This is a genomic window from Streptomyces glaucescens (assembly GCF_000761215.1).
Taxonomy (GTDB): Bacteria; Actinomycetota; Actinomycetes; order Streptomycetales; family Streptomycetaceae; genus Streptomyces; species Streptomyces glaucescens_B.
In genome coordinates, this window is the sequence record NZ_CP009438.1 from 5,371,874 (window position 1) to 5,392,443 (window position 20,570).

Annotated in this window: 14 protein-coding genes and 1 pseudogene; 13 read left to right on the forward strand and 2 right to left on the reverse strand. The window is 72.0% G+C overall.

The features are described 5' to 3' along the window. The first annotated feature begins 397 nt into the window (after nucleotides 1–397). The 5 genes and pseudogenes from SGLAU_RS23375 (at nucleotide 398) to serA (ending at nucleotide 9,003) form a co-directional block, all read left to right on the forward strand. Nucleotides 398–3,388: pseudogene (locus SGLAU_RS23375) on the forward strand (putative bifunctional diguanylate cyclase/phosphodiesterase). Nucleotides 3,389–3,625: 237 nt separating this feature from the next. After that, complete coding sequence (locus tag SGLAU_RS23380; protein ID WP_043504309.1) at nucleotides 3,626–5,482, forward strand: acetolactate synthase large subunit; 1,857 nt, start codon at nucleotides 3,626–3,628, stop codon at nucleotides 5,480–5,482. 20 nt (nucleotides 5,483–5,502) lie between these two features. Then, nucleotides 5,503–6,027: an acetolactate synthase small subunit gene (gene ilvN / locus SGLAU_RS23385; RefSeq protein WP_043504310.1), complete on the forward strand. Its 525-nt coding sequence runs from the start codon at nucleotides 5,503–5,505 to the stop codon at nucleotides 6,025–6,027. A gap of 120 nt (nucleotides 6,028–6,147) precedes the next feature. Continuing rightward, complete coding sequence (gene ilvC, locus SGLAU_RS23390) at nucleotides 6,148–7,146, forward strand: ketol-acid reductoisomerase (RefSeq protein WP_043504311.1); 999 nt, start codon at nucleotides 6,148–6,150, stop codon at nucleotides 7,144–7,146. 267 nt (nucleotides 7,147–7,413) lie between these two features. Next, on the forward strand, nucleotides 7,414–9,003 hold the full coding sequence (serA, locus tag SGLAU_RS23395) for a phosphoglycerate dehydrogenase (RefSeq protein ID WP_043504312.1): 1,590 nt from the start codon (nucleotides 7,414–7,416) through the stop codon (nucleotides 9,001–9,003). A 353-nt stretch (nucleotides 9,004–9,356) separates the two neighbouring features. Here serA and SGLAU_RS23400 read toward each other — a convergent pair whose 3' ends face one another. After that, a complete protein-coding gene (locus SGLAU_RS23400) occupies nucleotides 9,357–10,553 on the reverse strand; it encodes a PucR family transcriptional regulator (RefSeq protein WP_078957856.1) in 1,197 nt (398 codons plus the stop codon). A gap of 162 nt (nucleotides 10,554–10,715) precedes the next feature. Between SGLAU_RS23400 and SGLAU_RS23405 the strand changes: the two genes are divergently transcribed. Both SGLAU_RS23405 and pruA read left to right on the forward strand, forming a co-directional pair. After that, nucleotides 10,716–11,642, forward strand: a complete 927-nt coding sequence (locus tag SGLAU_RS23405; protein WP_043504313.1) for a proline dehydrogenase family protein — start codon at nucleotides 10,716–10,718, stop codon at nucleotides 11,640–11,642. Nucleotides 11,643–11,680: 38 nt separating this feature from the next. Continuing rightward, complete coding sequence (gene pruA / locus SGLAU_RS23410) at nucleotides 11,681–13,312, forward strand: L-glutamate gamma-semialdehyde dehydrogenase (protein ID WP_043504314.1); 1,632 nt, start codon at nucleotides 11,681–11,683, stop codon at nucleotides 13,310–13,312. A 59-nt stretch (nucleotides 13,313–13,371) separates the two neighbouring features. On the opposite strand, the gene SGLAU_RS23415 is transcribed toward pruA, so the two are convergent. Next, nucleotides 13,372–13,917 (reverse strand): GNAT family N-acetyltransferase, encoded by a 546-nt coding sequence (locus SGLAU_RS23415; protein WP_043504316.1) that lies wholly within the window; start codon nucleotides 13,915–13,917, stop codon nucleotides 13,372–13,374. An 85-nt stretch (nucleotides 13,918–14,002) separates the two neighbouring features. On the opposite strand from SGLAU_RS23415, the gene SGLAU_RS23420 reads away from it, so the two are divergent. From SGLAU_RS23420 to SGLAU_RS23440, 6 genes are all read left to right on the forward strand, one after another. Then, on the forward strand, nucleotides 14,003–14,539 hold the full coding sequence (locus SGLAU_RS23420; RefSeq protein ID WP_043504317.1) for a GNAT family N-acetyltransferase: 537 nt from the start codon (nucleotides 14,003–14,005) through the stop codon (nucleotides 14,537–14,539). 219 nt (nucleotides 14,540–14,758) lie between these two features. Continuing rightward, nucleotides 14,759–14,890, forward strand: coding sequence for a hypothetical protein (locus SGLAU_RS36740; RefSeq protein ID WP_099052854.1), 132 nt, complete (start codon nucleotides 14,759–14,761; stop codon nucleotides 14,888–14,890). A 90-nt stretch (nucleotides 14,891–14,980) separates the two neighbouring features. Further along, nucleotides 14,981–16,024: a 3-isopropylmalate dehydrogenase gene (locus SGLAU_RS23425; protein ID WP_043504319.1), complete on the forward strand. Its 1,044-nt coding sequence runs from the start codon at nucleotides 14,981–14,983 to the stop codon at nucleotides 16,022–16,024. Between the two features lie 266 nt (nucleotides 16,025–16,290). After that, nucleotides 16,291–17,379, forward strand: a complete 1,089-nt coding sequence (locus SGLAU_RS23430) for a branched-chain amino acid aminotransferase (RefSeq protein WP_043504320.1) — start codon at nucleotides 16,291–16,293, stop codon at nucleotides 17,377–17,379. Between the two features lie 772 nt (nucleotides 17,380–18,151). Next, nucleotides 18,152–18,856 carry an urease subunit gamma gene (gene ureA / locus SGLAU_RS23435; RefSeq protein ID WP_043504323.1) on the forward strand — a complete coding sequence of 235 codons (705 nt, stop codon included), beginning with the start codon at nucleotides 18,152–18,154 and terminating at the stop codon, nucleotides 18,854–18,856. Beyond that, nucleotides 18,853–20,565: an urease subunit alpha gene (locus SGLAU_RS23440; protein WP_043504324.1), complete on the forward strand. Its 1,713-nt coding sequence runs from the start codon at nucleotides 18,853–18,855 to the stop codon at nucleotides 20,563–20,565. Before ureA ends, SGLAU_RS23440 begins: the two co-directional genes overlap by 4 nt. The last annotated feature ends 5 nt before the right edge of the window (nucleotides 20,566–20,570 follow it).

Sequence of the window (20,570 nt, forward strand, 5' to 3'; positions counted from 1 at the left end):
TTCCGGGCACCCTCCGCAACCTCTCGGACGCAGTGGGTACCCGCGTTACCGCTGGTGGTCACGGAGCGTAGAGAAGCTATGTCCCTGAGTGACGAGACTGGTGTATCGTCCGGACAGGGGCTGCGCCGCGCACCGTCGGCGCCGGGGACGGACATTTCAGACTGCGAGGGGGGCGACGGGCGATGCACGGCCTTTGGACCAACGATCCGACTCGGCGGGGCCGCCGGCGGCGACCCTGGCGCACGGCCACACGCGGGCGTGGGCACCACGCCGGCCACGGCGGCCGCCACGGCAACCACGACCACACTCCTCACCAGCGCCGATTCAGCGGCCGCAGGCGTTACGCGCACCCGGTGCAGCGTGACGCCGGAGCGACGCCGCGGACCGGGAGGGACCGGTGAACGCGCCCTCGCCCTCCACGATCCTCGACGCCCGGCCGCGCGCCCCGCGCGCCGCCGGGGTGCCGCGCCCGCGTCCGTCCGTCCCGCGCCGCGGACCGACCGCCGTCCACCAGCTGCTGCTGGCCCTGGTGTGCGGGGCCTACGCCATCGGCGCCGCCCTCGGCTGGGGTTCGCGCCAACTGGCGCTGGTCATGGGCGACTTCGGACTGAGTGCCGCCGCCGCGGCCGCCGCGGTCTCCTGCTTCCTCTACGCCCGCAGCCGCCGGGTGCGCTTCCGGCCCGCCTGGCTGCTGTTCGGGCTGTCCTCCGCTATGGCGGCGATGGGCAACCTGGTCTGGGGCTGGTACGAGGTCGTCCTGGGGCGGCCCGTGCCCAGCCCCTCCTACGCCGACCTGTTCTTCCTGTGCTTCGCGCCGCCCGCCATCGTGGGCCTGCTGGTCCTCGCCAAGCGGCCGGTGACCAAGGCGGGCTGGGTCTGCCTGGCCCTGGACGCCTGGCTGATCGGCGGCTCGCTGCTCACCCTGTCGTGGAGCCTGGCGCTGGCGCAGGCGGCCAAGGGCGGCGGCCCGGGGGTGGCCCACGCGGCGCTCTCGCTCGCCTACCCACTGCTCGACATCGCCCTGGTCAGCATGGTGCTGGCGCTGCACTTCCGGCGCTCGGGAGCGCACCGCCCGGCGGTGAACACGGCGATCGGCGCGCTCGCCCTGACCGTGATGTGCGACGCCCTGTTCACCTCTCCGCTGCTGCATTACAGCTACCGCTCGGGCCAGCTGCTGGACGCGGGCTGGTTCGCGGGGTCGCTGCTGCTGGCGTACGCCCCCTGGGTGGCGCCCCGGCAGCCCGAGGAGTAGCACACGCGCGTGGTGCACGAGCACGTGCCCGGCCAGCGCGGCCCCGTCCACCACCCGCACGGGCCGGTGCCGCCGCCCGGCGAGCACACCCGCTACGCGGCCACCCGGCCGCTCACCGGCTCGCTGGCCGCCCTCACGCCGTACCTCGCGGCCGCCGTGTGCACGCTGGGCATCCTGTACAACGTGCTCAACGGCCGCAGCGTCGACCGCGTGGTGCTGCTCACCGGCGGGACGGTGGTGCTCGCCCTGGTGACGCGCCAGGGGATCATGCTGCTGGACAACATCACCCTCACCCAGGAGCTGGCGCAGAAGGAGAACCACTTCCGCTCCCTGGTGCAGGGCTCCAGCGACGTCATCATGATCGCCGCGCCGAGCGGCATCCTGCGGTACGTCTCCCCGGCCGCGGCGGGCGTCTACGGACGCCCCGCCGAGGACCTGGTCGGCTCCGAACTCGCCGACCTCATCCACCCGGAGGACCTCGGCTGCGTGGTGCACGAGGTGCGCCGCTTCCTCGCCGCCAGCCCGCTGGAGGAACCCACCACCCGCATCGAGTGCCGCTTCCGGTCCGGTGACGGCGGCTGGCTGAACGTCGAGTCGACCGTCAACCGCCACCACGGCGGCCTGATCTTCAACAGCCGGGACGTGACCGAGAGGGTGCGCCTCCAGGCGCAGCTGCAGCACAACGCCGAACACGACCCGCTCACCGACCTGCCCAACCGCGCGCTGTTCACCAAGCGCGTCCAGCAGGCGCTGTCCGGCCGCCGCGCCTCCGACCGGGGTGCCGCCCTGCGGGGCACGGCCGTGCTCTTCATCGACCTGGACGGCTTCAAGGCCGTCAACGACACCATCGGGCACCAGGCCGGGGACGAACTCCTCGTGCAGGCCGCCCGCAGACTCCAGGACGCGGTCCGCCAGGGCGACACCGCATCCCGGCTGGGCGGCGACGAGTTCGCGGCCCTGATCGTCGGCGACGGCACCACCCGGGACCGGGCCGCCCGCGAACGCAACATCCTGGAGCTCGCCGACCGCCTCAGGCTGAAGCTGTCGCAGCCGTACGTCATCGACGGCAACGATGTCCGGGTGGCCGCCTCCATCGGGGTCGCCTTCGCCGAGCCGGGCCTCGGAGCGGGCGAGCTGCTGCGCAACGCCGACCTGGCGATGTACCGGGCCAAGGCGGCGGGCAAGGGCCGCGTGGTGCTGTACAAGCCGCAGATGCAGCAGGACGTGGTCCGCAAGGCGGAGCTGGCGACCCGCCTGCGGGCGGCGCTCCACGACGGCGAGTTCACCCTGCTCCACCAGCCGGTGGTGCGGCTGGCGGACGGCCGGATCTCGTCGGTCACCGCGCAGGCGCGCTGGCGCTCCTCCCAGGGGGTGCTGTTCACGCCCGCGGAGTTCCTGAGAGTGGCCGAGGACAGCGACCGGACCGCCGAACTGGGCCGCTGGCTGATCCAGGAGGCCGTGGAGCAGGCCGCGGAGCGCGCGGCGTCCGGGCTCGTCATGCCGGTGGCCGTCCGCACGGCCGCCCGCCGGCTGCTGGACCGCTCGATGCCCCTGGGCTCCGTGGAGGCCCTGCTGGCGCGGCACGGGCTGCCCTCCGGTTCGCTGATCGTCGAGCTGACGGACGTCGACCCGCGCGTGCCGCTGGACGAGCTGGAACGGCGGCTGAACGGCCTCAGGCGGCTGGGTGTGCGGATCGCGCTGGACGGGTTCGGCACCGGCTGCCCGGCCGTCACGGCGCTGCGACGGCTCCCGCTGGACATGCTCAGGCTCGACCGCGGTCTGGTCGAGGGCGTCGTCGAGTCCGCGCGGCTGCACAAGATCACCAGTGGGCTGCTGCGGATCGCCGGGGACCTCGGTCTCCAGTCGGTGGCCGAGGGAGTGGATTCGCCCGAGCAGGTGATCGCACTGCGCGAGATGGGCTGCACGCACGGGCAGGGCAGGGCGTTCTCGGGCCCGCTGGACGAGTACCGGCTGCGCCGGGCGCTCGCATCCGGCCACTACCCGGTGCCGCACGGGCCGGCGGAGCCCGCGCTGGCGGGCGGCGGCGGGGGCGTGTACACGGGCGGCATGACCGCCGTCTTCGGCGGTGGGACGGCCCTTCGCTCACATAATGAGACTCCCGTCCCACCCACTTGACACCGGGTGCGTGCCGGGGGGAGGGTCAGTGCCATGCGCACCCGAATTCTCGTACTTGGACAGCGCGTCGGCTGAGCTGGGACCCACCGGAGGACGATCCGGAATCCCCAGCGACCTCACCGGCGCGCTCCCCTCGCTTGCCTTATGGCACGAGGGGTTTTTTGTTGCACGGGCACCTGCCGTACAGCAGTCGTACACCGCACAAAACTCGCAAAAACCCTCAGCATCGAGAAGAGAATGCCGATGACCGAGCAGGCCACCGGGGCCCATCCGCAGCCGCGGCCCCGATCCGGAGGACAGCAGCACTCCGCCCCCGAGCACGTCACGGGTGCGCAGTCCCTCATCCGCTCCCTCGAGGAGGTCGGGGCCGACACGGTATTCGGCATTCCCGGCGGCGCGATCCTGCCCGCGTACGACCCGCTGATGGACTCCTCCAAGGTGCGCCACGTCCTCGTCCGCCACGAGCAGGGCGCCGGCCACGCGGCCACCGGCTACGCGCAGGCCACCGGCAAGGTCGGCGTCTGCATGGCGACCTCGGGGCCCGGTGCCACCAACCTGGTCACGCCGATCGCCGACGCCCACATGGACTCGGTGCCGCTGGTCGCGATCACCGGCCAGGTCGCGTCCAAGGCGATCGGCACGGACGCCTTCCAGGAGGCGGACATCGTCGGCATCACCATGCCGATCACCAAGCACAACTTCCTGGTCACCAAGGCCGAGGACATCCCCCGGGTGATCGCCGAGGCGTTCCACATCGCCTCCACCGGCCGTCCCGGCCCGGTCCTGGTCGACATCGCCAAGGACGCCCTCCAGGCGAAGACCACCTTCTCCTGGCCGCCCGCCATGGACCTGCCCGGCTACCGCCCGGTGACCAAGCCGCACGCCAAGCAGATCCGCGAGGCCGCCAAGCTGATCACCGCCGCCCGGCGGCCCGTGCTCTACGTCGGCGGCGGCGTGCTGAAGGCCAAGGCCACCGCCGAGCTGAAGGTCCTCGCCGAACTCACCGGAGCGCCCGTCACCACCACCCTGATGGCGCTCGGCGCGTTCCCCGACAGCCACCCGCTGCACGTGGGAATGCCGGGCATGCACGGTGCGGTCACCGCCGTCACCGCGCTGCAGAAGGCCGACCTGATCGTCGCCCTCGGCGCCCGCTTCGACGACCGCGTCACCGGCAAGCTGGACAGCTTCGCCCCGTACGCCAAGATCGTCCACGCCGACGTCGACCCGGCCGAGATCGGCAAGAACCGGGCGGCGGACGTGCCGATCGTCGGTGACGCCCGCGAGGTCATCGCCGACCTCGTCCAGGCCGTCCAGAAGGAGCACGCCGAGGGCCACCGGGGCGACTACAGCGCCTGGTGGAACGACCTGAACCGCTGGCGCGACACCTACCCGCTCGGCTACGACCAGCCCGAGGACGGCTCGCTCGCCCCGCAGCAGGTCATCGAGCGCATCGGACAGCTCGCCCCGGAGGGCACGATCTTCGCCGCGGGCGTCGGCCAGCACCAGATGTGGGCCGCCCACTTCATCGGCTACGAGAAGCCCGCCACCTGGCTGAACTCCGGCGGCGCCGGGACCATGGGCTACGCGGTCCCGGCCGCGATGGGTGCCAAGGCCGGCGCGCCGGACCGGACGGTCTGGGCGATCGACGGCGACGGCTGCTTCCAGATGACCAACCAGGAACTGACCACCTGCGCCCTGAACAACATCCCGATCAAGGTCGCCGTCATCAACAACGGCGCCCTCGGGATGGTCCGCCAGTGGCAGACCCTCTTCTACAACCAGCGGTACTCCAACACCGTCCTGCACTCCGGCCCGGACCACGACGGCAAGGCGCCCGGCCAGGGCACCCGGATCCCCGACTTCGTGAAGCTGTCGGAGGCCATGGGCTGCTACGCGATCCGCTGCGAGGACCCCGCCGACCTCGACAAGGTCATCGAGGAGGCGAACTCGATCAACGACCGCCCGGTCGTCATCGACTTCATCGTCCACGAGGACGCGATGGTGTGGCCGATGGTCGCCGCCGGCACCTCGAACGACGAGATCATGGCCGCCCGGGACGTCCGCCCGGACTTCGGCGACAACGAAGACGACTGAGCGAGGAAGAGCAACACGACATGTCCAAGCACACGCTCTCCGTCCTGGTGGAGAACACGCCGGGCATCCTCGCCCGGATCGCCGCCCTGTTCTCCCGCCGCGGCTTCAACATCGACTCGCTCGCCGTGGGCGTCACCGAGCACCCCGACATCTCCCGCATCACCATCGTGGTGAACGTGGAGGACCTGCCGCTGGAGCAGGTGACCAAGCAGCTCAACAAGCTGGTCAACGTGCTCAAGATCGTCGAACTGGAGCCGGGTTCGGCCGTTCAGCGGGAACTCGTTCTGGTGAAGGTGCGCGCCGACAACGAGACGCGCTCCCAGATCGTGGAGATCGTCCAGCTGTTCCGCGCCAAGACCGTCGACGTCTCCCCGGAGGCCGTCACCATCGAGGCCACCGGCAGCAGCGACAAGCTGTCCGCGATGCTCAAGATGCTGGAGCCGTACGGCATCAAGGAACTCGTGCAGTCCGGCACGATCGCGATCGGCCGCGGTGCGCGTTCGATCACGGACCGGTCGCTGCGCGCCCTCGACCGAAGCGCCTGATCCGTCCAGCGGGCGGCTCCGGCCCACCGGGGCCGCCCGCATACCGAGACCCCCGGACTTCCCCTCACCCCGCCGTCATACGGTGGGACGCAACACCTGCACTCAAGGAGAGAACCCAAAGTGGCCGAGCTGTTCTACGACGCCGACGCCGACCTGTCCATCATCCAGGGCCGCAAGGTCGCGGTCATCGGTTACGGCAGCCAGGGCCACGCGCACGCCCTGTCCCTGCGTGACTCGGGTGTCGACGTCCGTGTCGGTCTGCACGAGGGCTCCAAGTCCAAGGCGAAGGCCGAGGAGCAGGGTCTGCGCGTGGTGACGCCGTCCGAGGCCGCCGCCGAGGCCGACGTCATCATGATCCTGGTGCCGGACCCCATCCAGGCCCAGGTCTACGAGGAGTCCGTCAAGGACAACCTGAAGGACGGCGACGCGCTGTTCTTCGGCCACGGCTTCAACATCCGCTTCGGCTTCATCAAGCCCCCGGCCGGCGTGGACGTCTGCATGGTCGCCCCGAAGGGCCCGGGCCACCTGGTGCGCCGTCAGTACGAGGAGGGCCGCGGCGTCCCGTGCATCGCGGCCGTCGAGCAGGACGCCACCGGCAACGCCTTCGCGCTCGCCCTGTCGTACGCCAAGGGCATCGGCGGCACCCGGGCCGGCGTCATCAAGACCACCTTCACCGAGGAGACCGAGACCGACCTGTTCGGTGAGCAGGCCGTCCTGTGCGGTGGTACCGCCGCCCTGGTGAAGGCCGGCTTCGAGACGCTGACCGAGGCGGGCTACCAGCCGGAGATCGCGTACTTCGAGTGCCTGCACGAGCTGAAGCTGATCGTGGACCTCATGTACGAGGGCGGCCTGGAGAAGATGCGCTGGTCGATCTCCGAGACCGCCGAGTGGGGCGACTACGTCACCGGTCCGCGGATCATCACCGACGCCACCAAGGCCGAGATGAAGAAGGTCCTCGCCGAGATCCAGGACGGCACCTTCGCCCAGACCTGGATGGACGAGTACCACGGCGGTCTGAAGAAGTACAACGAGTACAAGCAGCAGGACGCCGAGCACCTGCTGGAGACCACCGGCAAGGAGCTGCGCAAGCTCATGAGCTGGGTGAACGAGGAGGCGTAAGCCTCGTTCCGAGGGGCTGTCGTCGTAGGACGGCAGCCCCTTCGGCGAACCCGGGGTAACGTCGGAGGGGAAGGCGTTGTCCATCCCGTCCAGCCACGGACGGGTGATCTTCCGCAGAGGCGCAAGACGTCCTGCGTCGCGCCACTACACTGCTGCACAACATACGCGTTCAGGCCCACAGCGTCGTGCGTCTTCCACGCGGCAAGCCCCCCTCCACCGCCTGCGGCCGTCGGGACGGCCGTCCGCATTGGACATGTGAGGACTCACGTGAGCTCGAAACCTGTCGTACTCATCGCTGAAGAGCTGTCGCCCGCGACCGTGGACGCGCTCGGCCCGGACTTCGAGATCCGGCACTGCAACGGCGCGGACCGGGCGGAGCTGCTGCCGGCCATCGCCGACGTGGACGCGATCCTGATCCGCTCCGCCACCAAGGTGGACGCCGAGGCGATCGCCGCCGCGAACAAGCTGAAGGTCGTCGCGCGAGCCGGCGTCGGCCTGGACAACGTCGACGTCTCCGCCGCCACCAAGGCCGGCGTGATGGTCGTCAACGCGCCCACCTCGAACATCGTGACCGCCGCCGAGCTGGCCTGCGGTCTCATCCTCGCCACCGCCCGCAACATCCCGCAGGCCAACGCCGCGCTGAAGAACGGCGAATGGAAGCGCAGCAAGTACACGGGTGTCGAGCTGGCCGAGAAGACCCTCGGCGTCGTCGGCCTCGGCCGCATCGGCGCGCTGGTCGCCCAGCGCATGTCCGCCTTCGGCATGAAGGTCGTCGCCTACGACCCCTACGTGCAGCCCGCGCGGGCCGCTCAGATGGGCGTCAAGGTGCTGTCGCTGGACGAGCTGCTCGAGGTCTCCGACTTCATCACCGTCCACCTGCCCAAGACCCCGGAGACGGTCGGCCTGATCGGCGACGAGGCGCTGCGCAAGGTCAAGCCGAGCGTGCGCATCGTCAACGCCGCGCGCGGCGGCATCGTCGACGAGGAGGCGCTGTACTCCGCCCTCAAGGAGGGCCGGGTCGCCGGTGCCGGTCTCGACGTGTACGCGAAGGAGCCCTGCACGGACTCCCCGCTCTTCGAGTTCGACCAGGTCGTCGCCACCCCGCACCTGGGGGCGTCCACCGACGAGGCGCAGGAGAAGGCCGGTATCGCCGTCGCCCGCTCGGTGCGCCTCGCGCTCGCCGGTGAGCTGGTCCCGGACGCGGTGAACGTCCAGGGCGGCGTCATCGCCGAGGACGTCAAGCCGGGCCTGCCGCTCGCCGAGCGCCTGGGCCGCATCTTCACCGCCCTCGCGGGCGAGGTCGCGGTCCGCCTCGACGTGGAGGTCTACGGCGAGATCACCCAGCACGACGTGAAGGTGCTGGAGCTGTCGGCGCTCAAGGGCGTCTTCGAGGACGTCGTCGACGAGACGGTGTCGTACGTCAACGCCCCCCTGTTCGCCCAGGAGCGCGGTGTCGAGGTGCGGCTGACCACCAGCTCCGAGTCGCCCGACCACCGCAACGTGGTCACCGTGCGCGGCACCCTCGCGGGTGGCGAGGAGGTGTCGGTCTCCGGCACCCTGGCCGGTCCCAAGCACCTCCAGAAGCTCGTCGCAGTCGGCGACTACGACGTGGACCTGGCGCTCGCCGACCACATGGCCGTGCTCAAGTACGAGGACCGTCCGGGTGTCGTCGGCACCGTGGGCCGCATCCTCGGCGAGGCGGGCATCAACATCGCCGGCATGCAGGTCGCCCGCGCGGCGGCCGGCGGTGAGGCGCTGGCCGTGCTGACGGTGGACGACACGGTGTCCGCCGCGGTGCTGACGGAGCTGGCGGCGGAGATCGGCGCGACGTCGGCGCGTTCGGTCAACCTCGCCTGACGGCTCGCCCGACACCTCGTCCCGCACACGCCGGACGGGCTGGGACGTCCAGCCCGTCCGGCGTCGTCGTGCCCGCATCCCTCCCCGGACCCGCACCCGGAGCCGGACCCGCGCCCGCATCCCACCCCGCACCCGGAGCCGGAGCCGGACTGACCCGCACCCGGAGCCGGACCCGCGCCCGCACCCCACCCCGGACCCGCGCCCGCACCCGGACGAGGACCCGCGCCCGCATCCCACCCCGGACCCGCACCCGGAGCCGGAGCCGGACTGACCCGCACCCGGACGGGACCCGCGCCCGCAGCCGGCGCAGCGTCACCCGCGCCGGGACCACCGCCCCCGGTCCGCCGGCGGGCTCACAGCCGCGCCCCCTTCAGCGCCATGTGCAGCAGCAGCCGGTCCTCCCCGTCGTCCAGGTCCAGCCCCGTCAGCTGCTCCACGCGCGAGAGCCGGTAGTAGAGGGTCTGCCGGTGGATGCCCAGCTCGGCGGCGGCCCGCCCGGCCTGCCCCGCGCGGTCCAGGTACACCTCGGCGGTACGGGCCAGTTCCCGGTGGGCGGGGGAGAGCAGCGGGGCGACCGCCGGATCGTGGACGGCCTCCGGGGGCAGCGCCGTGAGCAGCCGGTACGGTCCGACGCCCGCCCACCGGGCGACCGGGCCGAGCCGGGGCTCCGCCAGGGCCGCGCGGGCCGCCGCCGCGGCCTCCTGCCAGGACGTGCCCAGCTCGGCGAGGCCGGCGCGCGGCTCGCTCACCCCGGCCGCCCCGGCGCCCTCGCGCAGCAGCCGGGACGCCGTGCTGAGCGCCGGCCCGACGACGTCCGCCGCGCGCAGCCGGACCAGCGCCGCGAGACACTGGCCGGTGGTGCCCCAGGGCACCGTGCACAGGGCGGTGGTGTGCGGCACCGTACGGGCCGAGGGGGCCTCGTCCGGGTCCGCCGACGGCCACGGCGCCACGCACACCACGGCGTGCGGACCGTCACCGCGCGGGCCCAGCGCGGTCCGCAGCGCGGCCACCGCCATGTCGCGCTGCCAGCCGCGCTCGGCGGTCAGCACCGCCCGCAGTTCCCGGGTGAGGTCGGCGCCGTGCTGGACCTCGTCGGCGAGCAGCGCGCCGATCCGCGCGGTCACCTCCATGGCCGCCGCCAGCTGCCGCTCGCTGGGCCCGGACTCGTCCTCCAGCAGCCAGACGTAGCCGAGGACGACACCCCGGTGCCGTACCGGCAGGCAGATCCGTCCCCGGTACACGCCCGCCTCGGGGGTCGGGGGGATGCGGACCGGGCCGGTCGCCCGTGTGATGCCGAACCCCTCGAACCAGGCCCGCACGGCGGCGGTGGAGCGCCGGGTGAGGATCGAGCGGGTGCGCACCGGGTCCAGGGCGGAGGCGTCCAGCTCGCCCTCGCTGTCGTAGGCACCGAAGGCGATCAGCTCGAAGTCGCGGTTCTCCAGCGTCGCCGGGGCGCCCAGCAGCTCCGAGATCTCGTCGACCAGCTCCTGGTAGTCGCCCACGTTCCTGAAGGATCCGGCATCCGACGTCACCCGGGCATTCTGCCGCATTCCCCGGCGCCTTCATACATCTGTCTGAGATCTGTGGCACGGATGCGTGACAGCTGTCGATGGCAGAAGATCGGAGGGATCCTTAGGTTTCACGGTGGTTCTCCGTGCCGTACCCGAATCGTCGGGTAATGGCCCATGGCTGGTTGTATGTGGAGGTGCCCCGTGCTGGGTCCCGTGATTCTCGCCGCGTCGCGCAGCGACCGGATGCGTCGCCTGATCTCGGCGGCCCCGGTGACCAAGCAGGTCGTCGACCGCTTCATCCCCGGGGAGACCGTCGGCGACATCGTGCCGATCGTCGAGGACCTCACGGCCAAGGGCCTGGAGCTGACGATGGACGTCGTCGGCGAGGACATCACCACCCCCGAGCAGGCCACCGCCGCCCGCGACGCCTACCTGGAGCTGATCGAGCAGATCGAGCCGCTCGGGCTCGGCGAGCGCGTCGAGATGTCGGTCAAGCTGTCCATGTTCGGCCAGGCGCTGGAGGGCGGCCACGAGCTGGCCCTCGCCAACGTCCGCCCGGTCGTCGAGGCAGCGGCCGCCATCGGCACGACGGTCACCCTGGACGCCGAGGACCACACCACCCTGGACTCGATGTTCGCCATCCACGAGGAGCTGCGGAAGGACTTCCCGCAGACCGGCTGCGTCATCCAGGCCTACCTCTTCCGCACCGAGGCCGACGCCCGCCGCCTCGCCGCGAACGGCAGCCGGGTGCGGATCGTGAAGGGCGCCTACAAGGAGCCCGCGTCGGTCGCCCACCAGGACCGGCACGAGATCGACAAGGCGTACGTCCGCATCCTGAAGACGCTGATGGACGGCGACGGCTACCCGATGATCGGGTCCCACGACCCGCGCCTGATCTCCATCGCCCAGGAGCTGGCCCGCAAGGCCGGGCGCAAGCTCGACGAGTACGAGTTCCAGATGCTGTACGGCATCCGCGGCGAGGAGCACCTGCGGCTGGCCGCCGAGGGCCACCGGATGCGGGTCTACACCGCGTACGGCACGGACTGGTACGGCTACTTCATGCGCCGCCTGGCGGAGAAGCCCGCCAACCTGCGCTTCTTCCTCCGGTCGATGGTCAGCAAGGGCTGAGCCCACCACCCGCTCAAGTTCAAGGAGTTACGGATCTCATGGACGCTGTGACCCAGGTCCCCACCCCCGTCAACGAGCCGGTGCACGGCTACGCCCCCGGCTCGCCCGAGCGGGCCCGCCTGGAGGTCAAGCTCAAGGAGCTGGCCGAGAACCCGATCGACCTGCCCTGCACGATCAACGGTGAGAAGCGCATGGGCGGCGGCGAGGCCTTCCAGGTCGTGCAGCCGCACAACCACAAGGCCGTCCTCGGCACCTACCGCAACGCCACCAGGCAGGACGCGCAGGACGCCATCGACGCGGCCCTCGCGGCGGCCCCGGCGTGGCGCGCGCTGTCCTTCGACGACCGCGCGGCGATCATCCTGCGCGCCGCCGAGCTGCTGGCCGGCCCGTGGCGCGAGACACTGGCCGCCTCCACCATGCTGGGCCAGTCCAAGACCGCCCAGCAGGCCGAGATCGACACCCCCTGCGAGCTGGTCGACTTCTGGCGCTTCAACGTCCACTACGCCCGCCAGATCCTGGCCGAGCAGCCGCCGGCGAACTCGCCGGGCGTGTGGAACCGCCTGGACCACCGCCCGCTGGAGGGCTTCGTCTACGCGATCACGCCGTTCAACTTCACGGCCATCGCGGGCAACCTGCCCACCGCCCCGGCCCTCATGGGCAACGTCGTCGTGTGGAAGCCGTCCCCGACGCAGACCCACGCCGCCGTGCTGCTGATGCAGCTCCTGGAGGAGGCGGGCCTGCCCAAGGGCGTCATCAACCTGGTCACCGGTGACGGCCTGGAGGTCTCCGAGGTCGCCCTGAACCACCGCGACCTGGCCGGCATCCACTTCACCGGCTCGACCAAGACCTTCCAGTACCTGTGGAAGACGGTCGGCCAGAACATCGAGAAGTACCGCGCCTACCCGCGCCTGGTCGGCGAGACCGGCGGCAAGGACTTCGTCGTCGCCCACCCGAGCGCCGACCGCGCGATCCTGAAGACCGCCCTGACCCGCGGCGCGTTCGAGTACCAGGGCCAGAAGTGCTCCGCGACCTCCCGCGCGTACATCCCGGCGTCCATCTGGAACGACGGCTTCAAGGAGGAGTTCGCCGCCGAGGTGGACTACCTCACCATGGGCGACGTCACCGACCTGTCGAACTTCATCGGCGCCGTCATCGACGAGCGCGCCTTCGCCAAGAACAAGGCCGCCATCGACCGCGCCAAGAACGACCCGTCGTGCACGATCGTCGCGGGCGGCTCGTACGACGACTCGGTGGGCTACTTCGTCCGGCCGACCGTCATCGAGTGCACCGACCCGGAGAACGAGGTGTTCACTACCGAGTACTTCGGCCCGATCCTCGCCGTGTACGTCTACGAGGACGACAAGTACGACGAGATGCTGACCCAGATGGAGTCGGTCTCCGACTACGCCCTCACCGGTTCGGTCATCGCCAACGACCGCGCGGCGGCGGCGTACACCATGGAGAAGCTGCGCTACGCGGCCGGCAACTTCTACATCAACGACAAGTCGACCGGCGCCGTCGTCGGCCAGCAGCCCTTCGGCGGCGGCCGTGCCTCCGGCACCAACGACAAGGCCGGCGCCCCGCAGAACCTGACGCGCTGGACGCTGACCCGCGCCATCAAGGAGACGCTGGTCCCGCCGACCGACTACGCCTACCCGCACATGGGCTGAGCGCCCGCCGGGCACTGACGGGCCGGGTCCCCTCCACGGGGCCCGGCCCGTTCGCCGTCTCAGCCGCCCGCACCGCGCGGCCGCGGCAGGCGGTACAGGACGCAGCGGCGCAGCGGGCCCTCGGGCACCTGCGGGTCGTCGAAGTCGTCCGCCGGGTCGTACGTCATGCCCAGCCGCTCCATCACGGCCCGCGAGCGCCGGTTGGCCGGCACGGTGACGGCGAGGACCTCCGGCAGGTCCAGCTCGGCGAAGCCGAAGTCCAGGACCGCGCGGGCGGCCTCCGTGGCGTAGCCGTGGCCCCAGGCCGGCCGGGCCAGCCGCCAGCCCGCCTCCACCCCGGTGAACGGCTGGCCCTCCTCCACCGGATCCAGGCCGGTGAACCCGATGAACTCACCGGTCGCGCGCACCTCGACCGCCCAGAACCCCCAGCCCCGCGCGTCCAGGTCCGCCTGGAAGCGGGCGGCGCCGGCGTCGGTGCGCTCCCGGCTGGGGGTGCCGGCCAGGTACCGGCGCACCTCCGGGTCGGAGTTGAGAGCGGCCCACGGGGCCAGGTCGGACTCCCGCCAGGAGCGGAGCAGCAGACGTTCGGTGCGCAGTTCGGCCATGGGCGCACCGTAGGCCGCCCGGATCGTGCCGGCGACCGAAATAAACCGGGGGAAACCGGCTCCGCCGCTTCGCGATACTGGCGCCATGACCACCGCGCGCACCGCCCACACCGCCGACCTCACACCCGCCGGACTCGGCGCCGTGCGCACTCTGTTGCGCGACGCCTTCGACGGCGACTTCTCGGACGAGGACTGGGACCACACCCTGGGCGGCGTGCACGCCCTGGTCCATGACGAGCGGGGGCTCGCCGCGCACGGGGCGGTGGTGATGCGGCGGGTGCGGTGCGGGGGGCGATGGCTGCGCGTGGGATACGTGGAAGGGGTCGCCGTCCGGCGCGACGTCCGGCGGCAGGGCCTCGGCGGCGCGGTGATGGCCGCCCTGGAAGGCGTCATCGCCCGCGCGTACGACCTCGGTGCCCTCTCCGCCAGCGACGCCGGCGCCGCGCTGTACACCGCGCGCGGCTGGCGGGCGTGGCGGGGCCCGATCAGCGCGCTCGGGCCGGACGGCATCGTGCGGCTGCCCGAGGAGGAGGGCTCCACCTACGTGTGGCCGGCGCCGCCGGCGGCGTCCGGCCCGCAGGCCGGGCTGGTCTTCGACTGGCGGGACGGAGACGTGCTCTGACCTCGCCCGTCTCAGATAGTAGGAAGTCCGAGTAATTGTGGAGACAGACGCTCCGTTCTCACCTACTTTTGTAGGAGCCGAACGTCTCGCTCGACCAAGCGATGGGCGCTCGTGAGCCGGGCCCGTGCAGGCAACCCCTGCGGCCCGCGGCTCCCGCCCGACCGGCGTCTCATGGACCCCCTTTCCGCGCTCCCGCTGTGTCGAAGGAGTCGATTCCCCATGGCCGAGACGACCGTCCGCCGCCGCGTCCGCCACCTCTCCCGTACGACGGAGGCCGACCGCAAGAACGCCGCCGCCGCCCTCCAGCGCGCCCTCGACCGCCGGGACAACGGTGGCGAGACCGGCCACTGACCGGTCCGCCGTCCGCCCCCTCCGCCGACGCGCATGTCCGCATCGCGGACAACGTGTGTCATCCCATGGGACGAGGAGTAGGGTGCCCGCATGTCTCGCAGCATCGATCTCGCAGTGATCCCCGGTGACGGCATCGGCCAGGAGGTCGTGGCCGAAGGCCTGAAGGTCCTCTCCGCCGTCCTCCCGCAGGATGTGAAGCTGGAGACCAAGGAGTACGACTTCGGCGCCCAGCGGTACCACGCCACCGGTGAGACCCTCACCGACGCCGACCTCGACGCCCTGAAGCAGCACGACGCGATCCTGCTCGGCGCCATCGGCGACCCGTCGGTCCCCTCCGGCGTCCTGGAGCGCGGCTTCCTGCTCAAGCTCCGCTTCGCCTTCGACCACCACGTCAACCTGCGGCCGTCCAAGCTGCTGCCGGGTGTCGCCACCCCGCTCGCCGGACAGCCGCAGATCGACTTCATCGTGGTGCGCGAGGGCACCGAGGGCCCGTACACGGGCAACGGCGGCACCATCAGGAAGGGCACCGAGCACGAGGTCGCCACCGAGGTCTCCGTGAACACGGCCTTCGGTGTCGAGCGCGTCGTCCGGGACGCCTTCGCCCGCGCCCAGGCCCGCCCGCGCAAGAAGCTCACCCTCGTCCACAAGAACAACGTGCTGACCTTCGCCGGTCACCTGTGGACGAACATCTTCAACAAGGTGGCCGAGGAGTACCCGGAGGTCACCACCGAGTACATCCACGTCGACGCGGCGACCATCTTCCTGGTCACCCAGCCCGAGCGGTTCGACGTGATCGTCACCGACAACCTCTTCGGCGACATCATCACCGACCTCGCCGCGGCCGTCTCCGGCGGCATCGGCGTCGCCGCCAGCGGCAACATCAACCCCAGTGGCGAGTTCCCGTCGATGTTCGAGCCCGTGCACGGCTCGGCCCCGGACATCGCCGGCCAGGGCAAGGCCGACCCCACCGCCACGGTGCTGTCCGTCGCCCTGCTGCTGCGCCACCTCGGCCTGGAGGCGGAGGCCGCCCGGATCGAGGAGGCCGTCGCCGCCGACCTCGCCGAACGCGTCGGCAACCCCGCCCGCTCCACCTCGGAGATCGGCGACGCGCTCGCCGTGCGCGTAGCCGGCTGACCCCGGCGCGCCGTTCGAACGTTTTCGAAGCCGCCGGGTTCCCCAGGGTGCCCGGCGGCTTCCGCGTGTCCCCGCCGGGTGTCACCATCGACCCCTGGGCCGCCTGCACCCCGTTCCTCCCGCCGACCCCCGCGCGCGATAATCGAACGCGGAGCCGCGGAATGAGGGAAAGCTCGGACGTCCTACCACTGGCCGGAAACGGCCGCCGGTCGGGCGGATCAGCGGACAAGCGGCCCGTCACTACAACCGGTGAAGGACAACCACTCATGACGACGCCCACGATCGAGCTGAAGCCCTCGGCCCACCCGCTCTCCGACGCGGAGCGCGAGGCGATCCTCGCCAGCCCCGGTTTCGGCCGCCACTTCACCGACCACATGGTGACGATCAAGTGGACGGAAGGCCGCGGCTGGCATGACGGGCAGCTCGTGCCGTACGCGCCGATCCCCCTCGACCCGGCCACGACGGTCCTGCACTACGCGCAGGAGATCTTCGAGGGCCTCAAGGCCTACCGCCAGCCCGACGGCTCCGTCGCCACCTTTCGCCCGGACCAGAACGCCCTGCGCTTCCAGCGCTCCGCGCGCCGGCTCGCGATGCCGGAGCTGCCGGTCGAGACCTTCGTCGAGGCGTGTGACGCGCTGGTGCGGCAGGACAAGGCGTGGGTGCCGGCGCACGGCGGCGAGGAGTCCCTCTACCTGCGCCCGTTCATGATCGCCACCGAGGTCGGGCTCGGAGTGAAGCCCGCCAACGAGTACCTGTTCCTGGTGATCGCCTCCCCGGCCGGCGCCTACTTCCCGGGCGGCGTGAAGCCGGTCTCCATCTGGGTCTCCGAGGACCGCGTGCGCGCCGTCCCCGGCGGCATGGGCGACGCCAAGACCGGCGGCAACTACGCGGCGTCCCTGCTCGCGCAGGCCGAGGCGGCGGCCAAGGGCTGCGACCAGGTGTGCTACCTCGACGCCGTCGAGCACCAGTGGGTCGAGGAACTGGGCGGCATGAACCTGTACTTCGTGTACGGGAACAAGATCGTCACCCCCACCCTCACCGGCTCCATCCTCGAAGGCGTCACCCGTGACAGCCTCCTGTCCGTCGCCCGCGACCTCGGCTACGAGGCGGAGGAGGGCCGGGTCTCCGTCGACCAGTGGCAGCGCGACTCCGAGAACGGCAGCCTCACCGAGGTGTTCGCCTGCGGCACGGCCGCGGTGATCACGCCGGTCGGCACCGTCAAGCGGGCGGGCGCGGAGTGGAAGCAGGGCGGCGGCGAACCCGGCGAGGTCACGCTGCGGCTCCGCCAGGCCCTGCTCGACATCCAGCGCGGCACGGCCGAGGACAAGCACGGGTGGATGCACCCGCTCGGCTGAGGCCGCCGGCCGGCCGCGGGCCCGTCGCGCCTGATCGCGCCCGCGCGGCCGAGCCGCCGTTCGAGCACACCCCCTGAAGGCCCGCTGGGGCCCGGGCCGTCGTGGAGCTCCGCTCCCCGGCGGCCCTTTCTGCTGCGGGAGCAGCACACTGGACCATTTCCCCCCGCCGCTCCGACAGCGGGAAGCCGCGGCCCCCCGGGTCGGCGTGAGCAGCGGGCCCTCGGACGACGGCAGGGTCACCGCCGGCACGCCGGCCACCGCGCCCGGCGCCCACACCCATGCCCCGGTGGCCGGGATGTGCCGGACACGGGCCGCCGTGAACCAGCGGGCCCCGCCGCGCGTCCGGCGGTTGACCACCCGGAGCGCTTCGATGTCGAGGACGCCACGGCAGCGCACGAAGCCGATGAGGGCGAGGACCGCCGGGCGGTGCCGACGGCGGCGGACCGAGGCCCACCGGCCGGGTCCGGTGGACGGCGGCCGGCCGAAGGCGGTCACTCCGGGGCGGAGGCCGGAGCCGAGCGGGATCGCCACCGGATCGCGGGGGAGTGCCGAGCTCCTCCGAGCTCTTCGAGCCGGGGGAACCCCGGTCCCCGGCGGCGGTGTCGACTCCACGCTGTTCCATCGGCATGGCTGATCCCCTTCCACGCGCCGACGGTTTCGAGCGGCGCTCAATGTGACGTGGCTCAAGCTCCTCCGCCCCTGCTTCGGTTGCCAGGACATCAGGTTTAGAGTGATGCTCTAAACCTGGGGAAGGCAAGGAGGTGCCCGCGTCATGAGACTGACCCCCACGGAACGTGACCGGCTGCTGCTCTTCGGAGCCGCCGAGCTGGCCCGCGCCCGCCGGGCCCGCGGTCTGAAGCTCAACGTGCCGGAGGCCACGGCGCTCATCGCGGACACCGTCTGCGAGGCCGCCCGCGACGGAAAGCGCCTCGCCGAGGCCGTCGAGGCGGCCCGGTCCGTGCTCGGTCCGGACGACGTGCTGCCCGGTGTCGCGGACGTGGTGACGGAGGTGCACGTCGAGGCGGTCTTCGACGACGGCTCCCGGCTGGCGGTCGTCTCCGAACCCCTCAGGGGCGGGCTGGGCGCGGACGCCCCCGGCGCGCTGCTGCCCGGACCGGAACACGCCGAGCCCGAGCCGGCCGTCCGGCTGACCGTCACCAACACCGCGGGCGTCCCCATCTCGGTGACCTCGCACTTCCACTTCTTCGAGGCCAACCCGCGGCTCCGCTTCGACCGCGCGGCCGCCTATGGCATGCGGCTCGCCGTGCCCGCCGGATCGTCCGTGCGGTTCGGCCCCGGCGAGAGCGCCGACGTGGGCCTCGTGCCGATCGGCGGCGCCCGGATCGCGATCGGCTTCGCCGGCCTGGTCGACGGACCGCTGGACGCACCCGGCGCCCGCGAGGAGGCCCTGCGCCGCGCCGCCGCCTGCGGCTACCTCGGCGTACCGGACGACACCGAGCAGGAGACCGGACGATGAGCCGCCCCGGAGGCCACCCCGCCGAGGCCCGCCGCCTCACCCCGTACGAGTACGCCGCCACCCACGGCCCCCGCGCCGGCGACCGCATCCGGCTGGGCGACTCCGGGCTGACCGTCGAGGTCGAGTCCGACTCCCAGCGCCACGGCGACGAGTTCCTGGCCGGATTCGGCAAGACCGCCCGGGACGGACTGCACCTGAAGGCCGCCGCCGTCCGCGACACCTGCGACGTCGTGATCAGCAACGTCGTCGTGATCGACGCGGTGCAGGGCGTCCGCAAGGTGTCGATCGGCATCCGCGAGGGGCGGATCTGCGCCATCGGCCGGGCCGGCAACCCCGACACGCTCGACGGCGTGGACGTCGTCGTCGGCACCGGCACCTCGATCGTCTCCGGCGAAGGGCTGATCGCCACCGCCGGAGCCGTCGACACCCATGTGCACCTGCTGTCGCCGCGCGTCATGGAGGCGTCCCTCGCCTCCGGCGTCACCACGATCATCGGCCAGGAGTTCGGGCCGGTGTGGGGCGTGGGCGTCAACTCGCCCTGGGCGCTGAAGCACGCGTTCGGCGCGTTCGACGCCTGGCCGGTCAACATCGGCTTCCTGGGCCGCGGTTCGTCCTCCCACCGGGCACCGCTGATCGAGGCGCTGGCCGAGGGCGGCGCCTGCGGCTTCAAGGTGCACGAGGACATGGGCGCCCACACCCGCGCCCTGGACACCGCGCTGCGCGTCGCCGAGGAGCACGACGTGCAGGTCGCCCTGCACAGCGACGGCCTGAACGAGTGCCTGTCCGTCGAGGACACCCTCCGCGTCCTGGAGGGCCGTACGATCCACGCCTTCCACATCGAGGGCTGCGGCGGCGGACACGTGCCCAACGTGCTGAAGATGGCGGGCGTGCCGAACGTCATCGGCTCCTCCACCAACCCCACCCTGCCGTTCGGCCGGGACGCGGTCGCCGAGCACTACGGCATGATCGTCTCCGTCCACGACCTCAAGACCGACCTGCCCGGCGACGCCGCCATGGCCCGCGACCGCATCCGCGCCGGGACCATGGGAGCCGAGGACGTCCTGCACGACCTGGGCGCGATCGGCATCACCTCGTCGGACGCGCAGGGCATGGGCCGCGCGGGCGAGACCGTCCGCCGCACCTTCGCCATGGCCGGGAAGATGAAGGCCGAACTCGGCGCCCCGGACACCGGCCACGACAACGAACGCGTGCTGCGCTACATGGCCAAGCTGACCATCAACCCGGCCATCGCGCACGGCCTGGCCCACGAGGTCGGCTCCATCGAGACCGGCAAGCTCGCCGACATCGTGCTGTGGCGGCCGGAGTACTTCGGCGCCAAGCCGCAGCTCGTGCTCAAGGCGGGATTCCCCGCCTACGGTGTGGTCGGCGACCCCAACGCCGCCACCGACACCTGCGAACCCCTCGTGCTGGGCCCGCAGTTCGGCGCGCACGGCGCCACCCCCGCCGACATCTCCGTCGCCTTCGTCGCCCGGGCCGCCCTCGACCAGGGCGGCGACACCATGCCCACCCGCCGCCGCCGGGTCGCCGTGCGCGGCACCCGCGGCATCGGACCGGCCGACCTGCGCCTGAACTCCCGTACCGGCGCCGTCGACGTCGACCAGCGCACGGGCCTGGTGACGCTGGACGGGGAGCCGCTGCGCTCCCGGCCCGCCGACTCGGTCTCCCTCAACCGCCTCTACTTCCTCTGATCCCG

Coding starts and splice junctions, on each gene's coding strand:
- SGLAU_RS23380 (WP_043504309.1), top strand. CDS start 3,626: ATGCCGATGACCGAGCAGGCCACCGGGGCCCATCCGCAGCCGCGGCCC.
- ilvN (WP_043504310.1), top strand. CDS start 5,503: ATGTCCAAGCACACGCTCTCCGTCCTGGTGGAGAACACGCCGGGCATC.
- SGLAU_RS23400 (WP_078957856.1), bottom strand. CDS start 10,553: ATGCGGCAGAATGCCCGGGTGACGTCGGATGCCGGATCCTTCAGGAAC.
- pruA (WP_043504314.1), top strand. CDS start 11,681: ATGGACGCTGTGACCCAGGTCCCCACCCCCGTCAACGAGCCGGTGCAC.
- SGLAU_RS23415 (WP_043504316.1), bottom strand. CDS start 13,917: ATGGCCGAACTGCGCACCGAACGTCTGCTGCTCCGCTCCTGGCGGGAG.
- SGLAU_RS23420 (WP_043504317.1), top strand. CDS start 14,003: ATGACCACCGCGCGCACCGCCCACACCGCCGACCTCACACCCGCCGGA.
- SGLAU_RS36740 (WP_099052854.1), top strand. CDS start 14,759: ATGGCCGAGACGACCGTCCGCCGCCGCGTCCGCCACCTCTCCCGTACG.
- SGLAU_RS23425 (WP_043504319.1), top strand. CDS start 14,981: ATGTCTCGCAGCATCGATCTCGCAGTGATCCCCGGTGACGGCATCGGC.
- SGLAU_RS23430 (WP_043504320.1), top strand. CDS start 16,291: ATGACGACGCCCACGATCGAGCTGAAGCCCTCGGCCCACCCGCTCTCC.
- ureA (WP_043504323.1), top strand. CDS start 18,152: ATGAGACTGACCCCCACGGAACGTGACCGGCTGCTGCTCTTCGGAGCC.
- SGLAU_RS23440 (WP_043504324.1), top strand. CDS start 18,853: ATGAGCCGCCCCGGAGGCCACCCCGCCGAGGCCCGCCGCCTCACCCCG.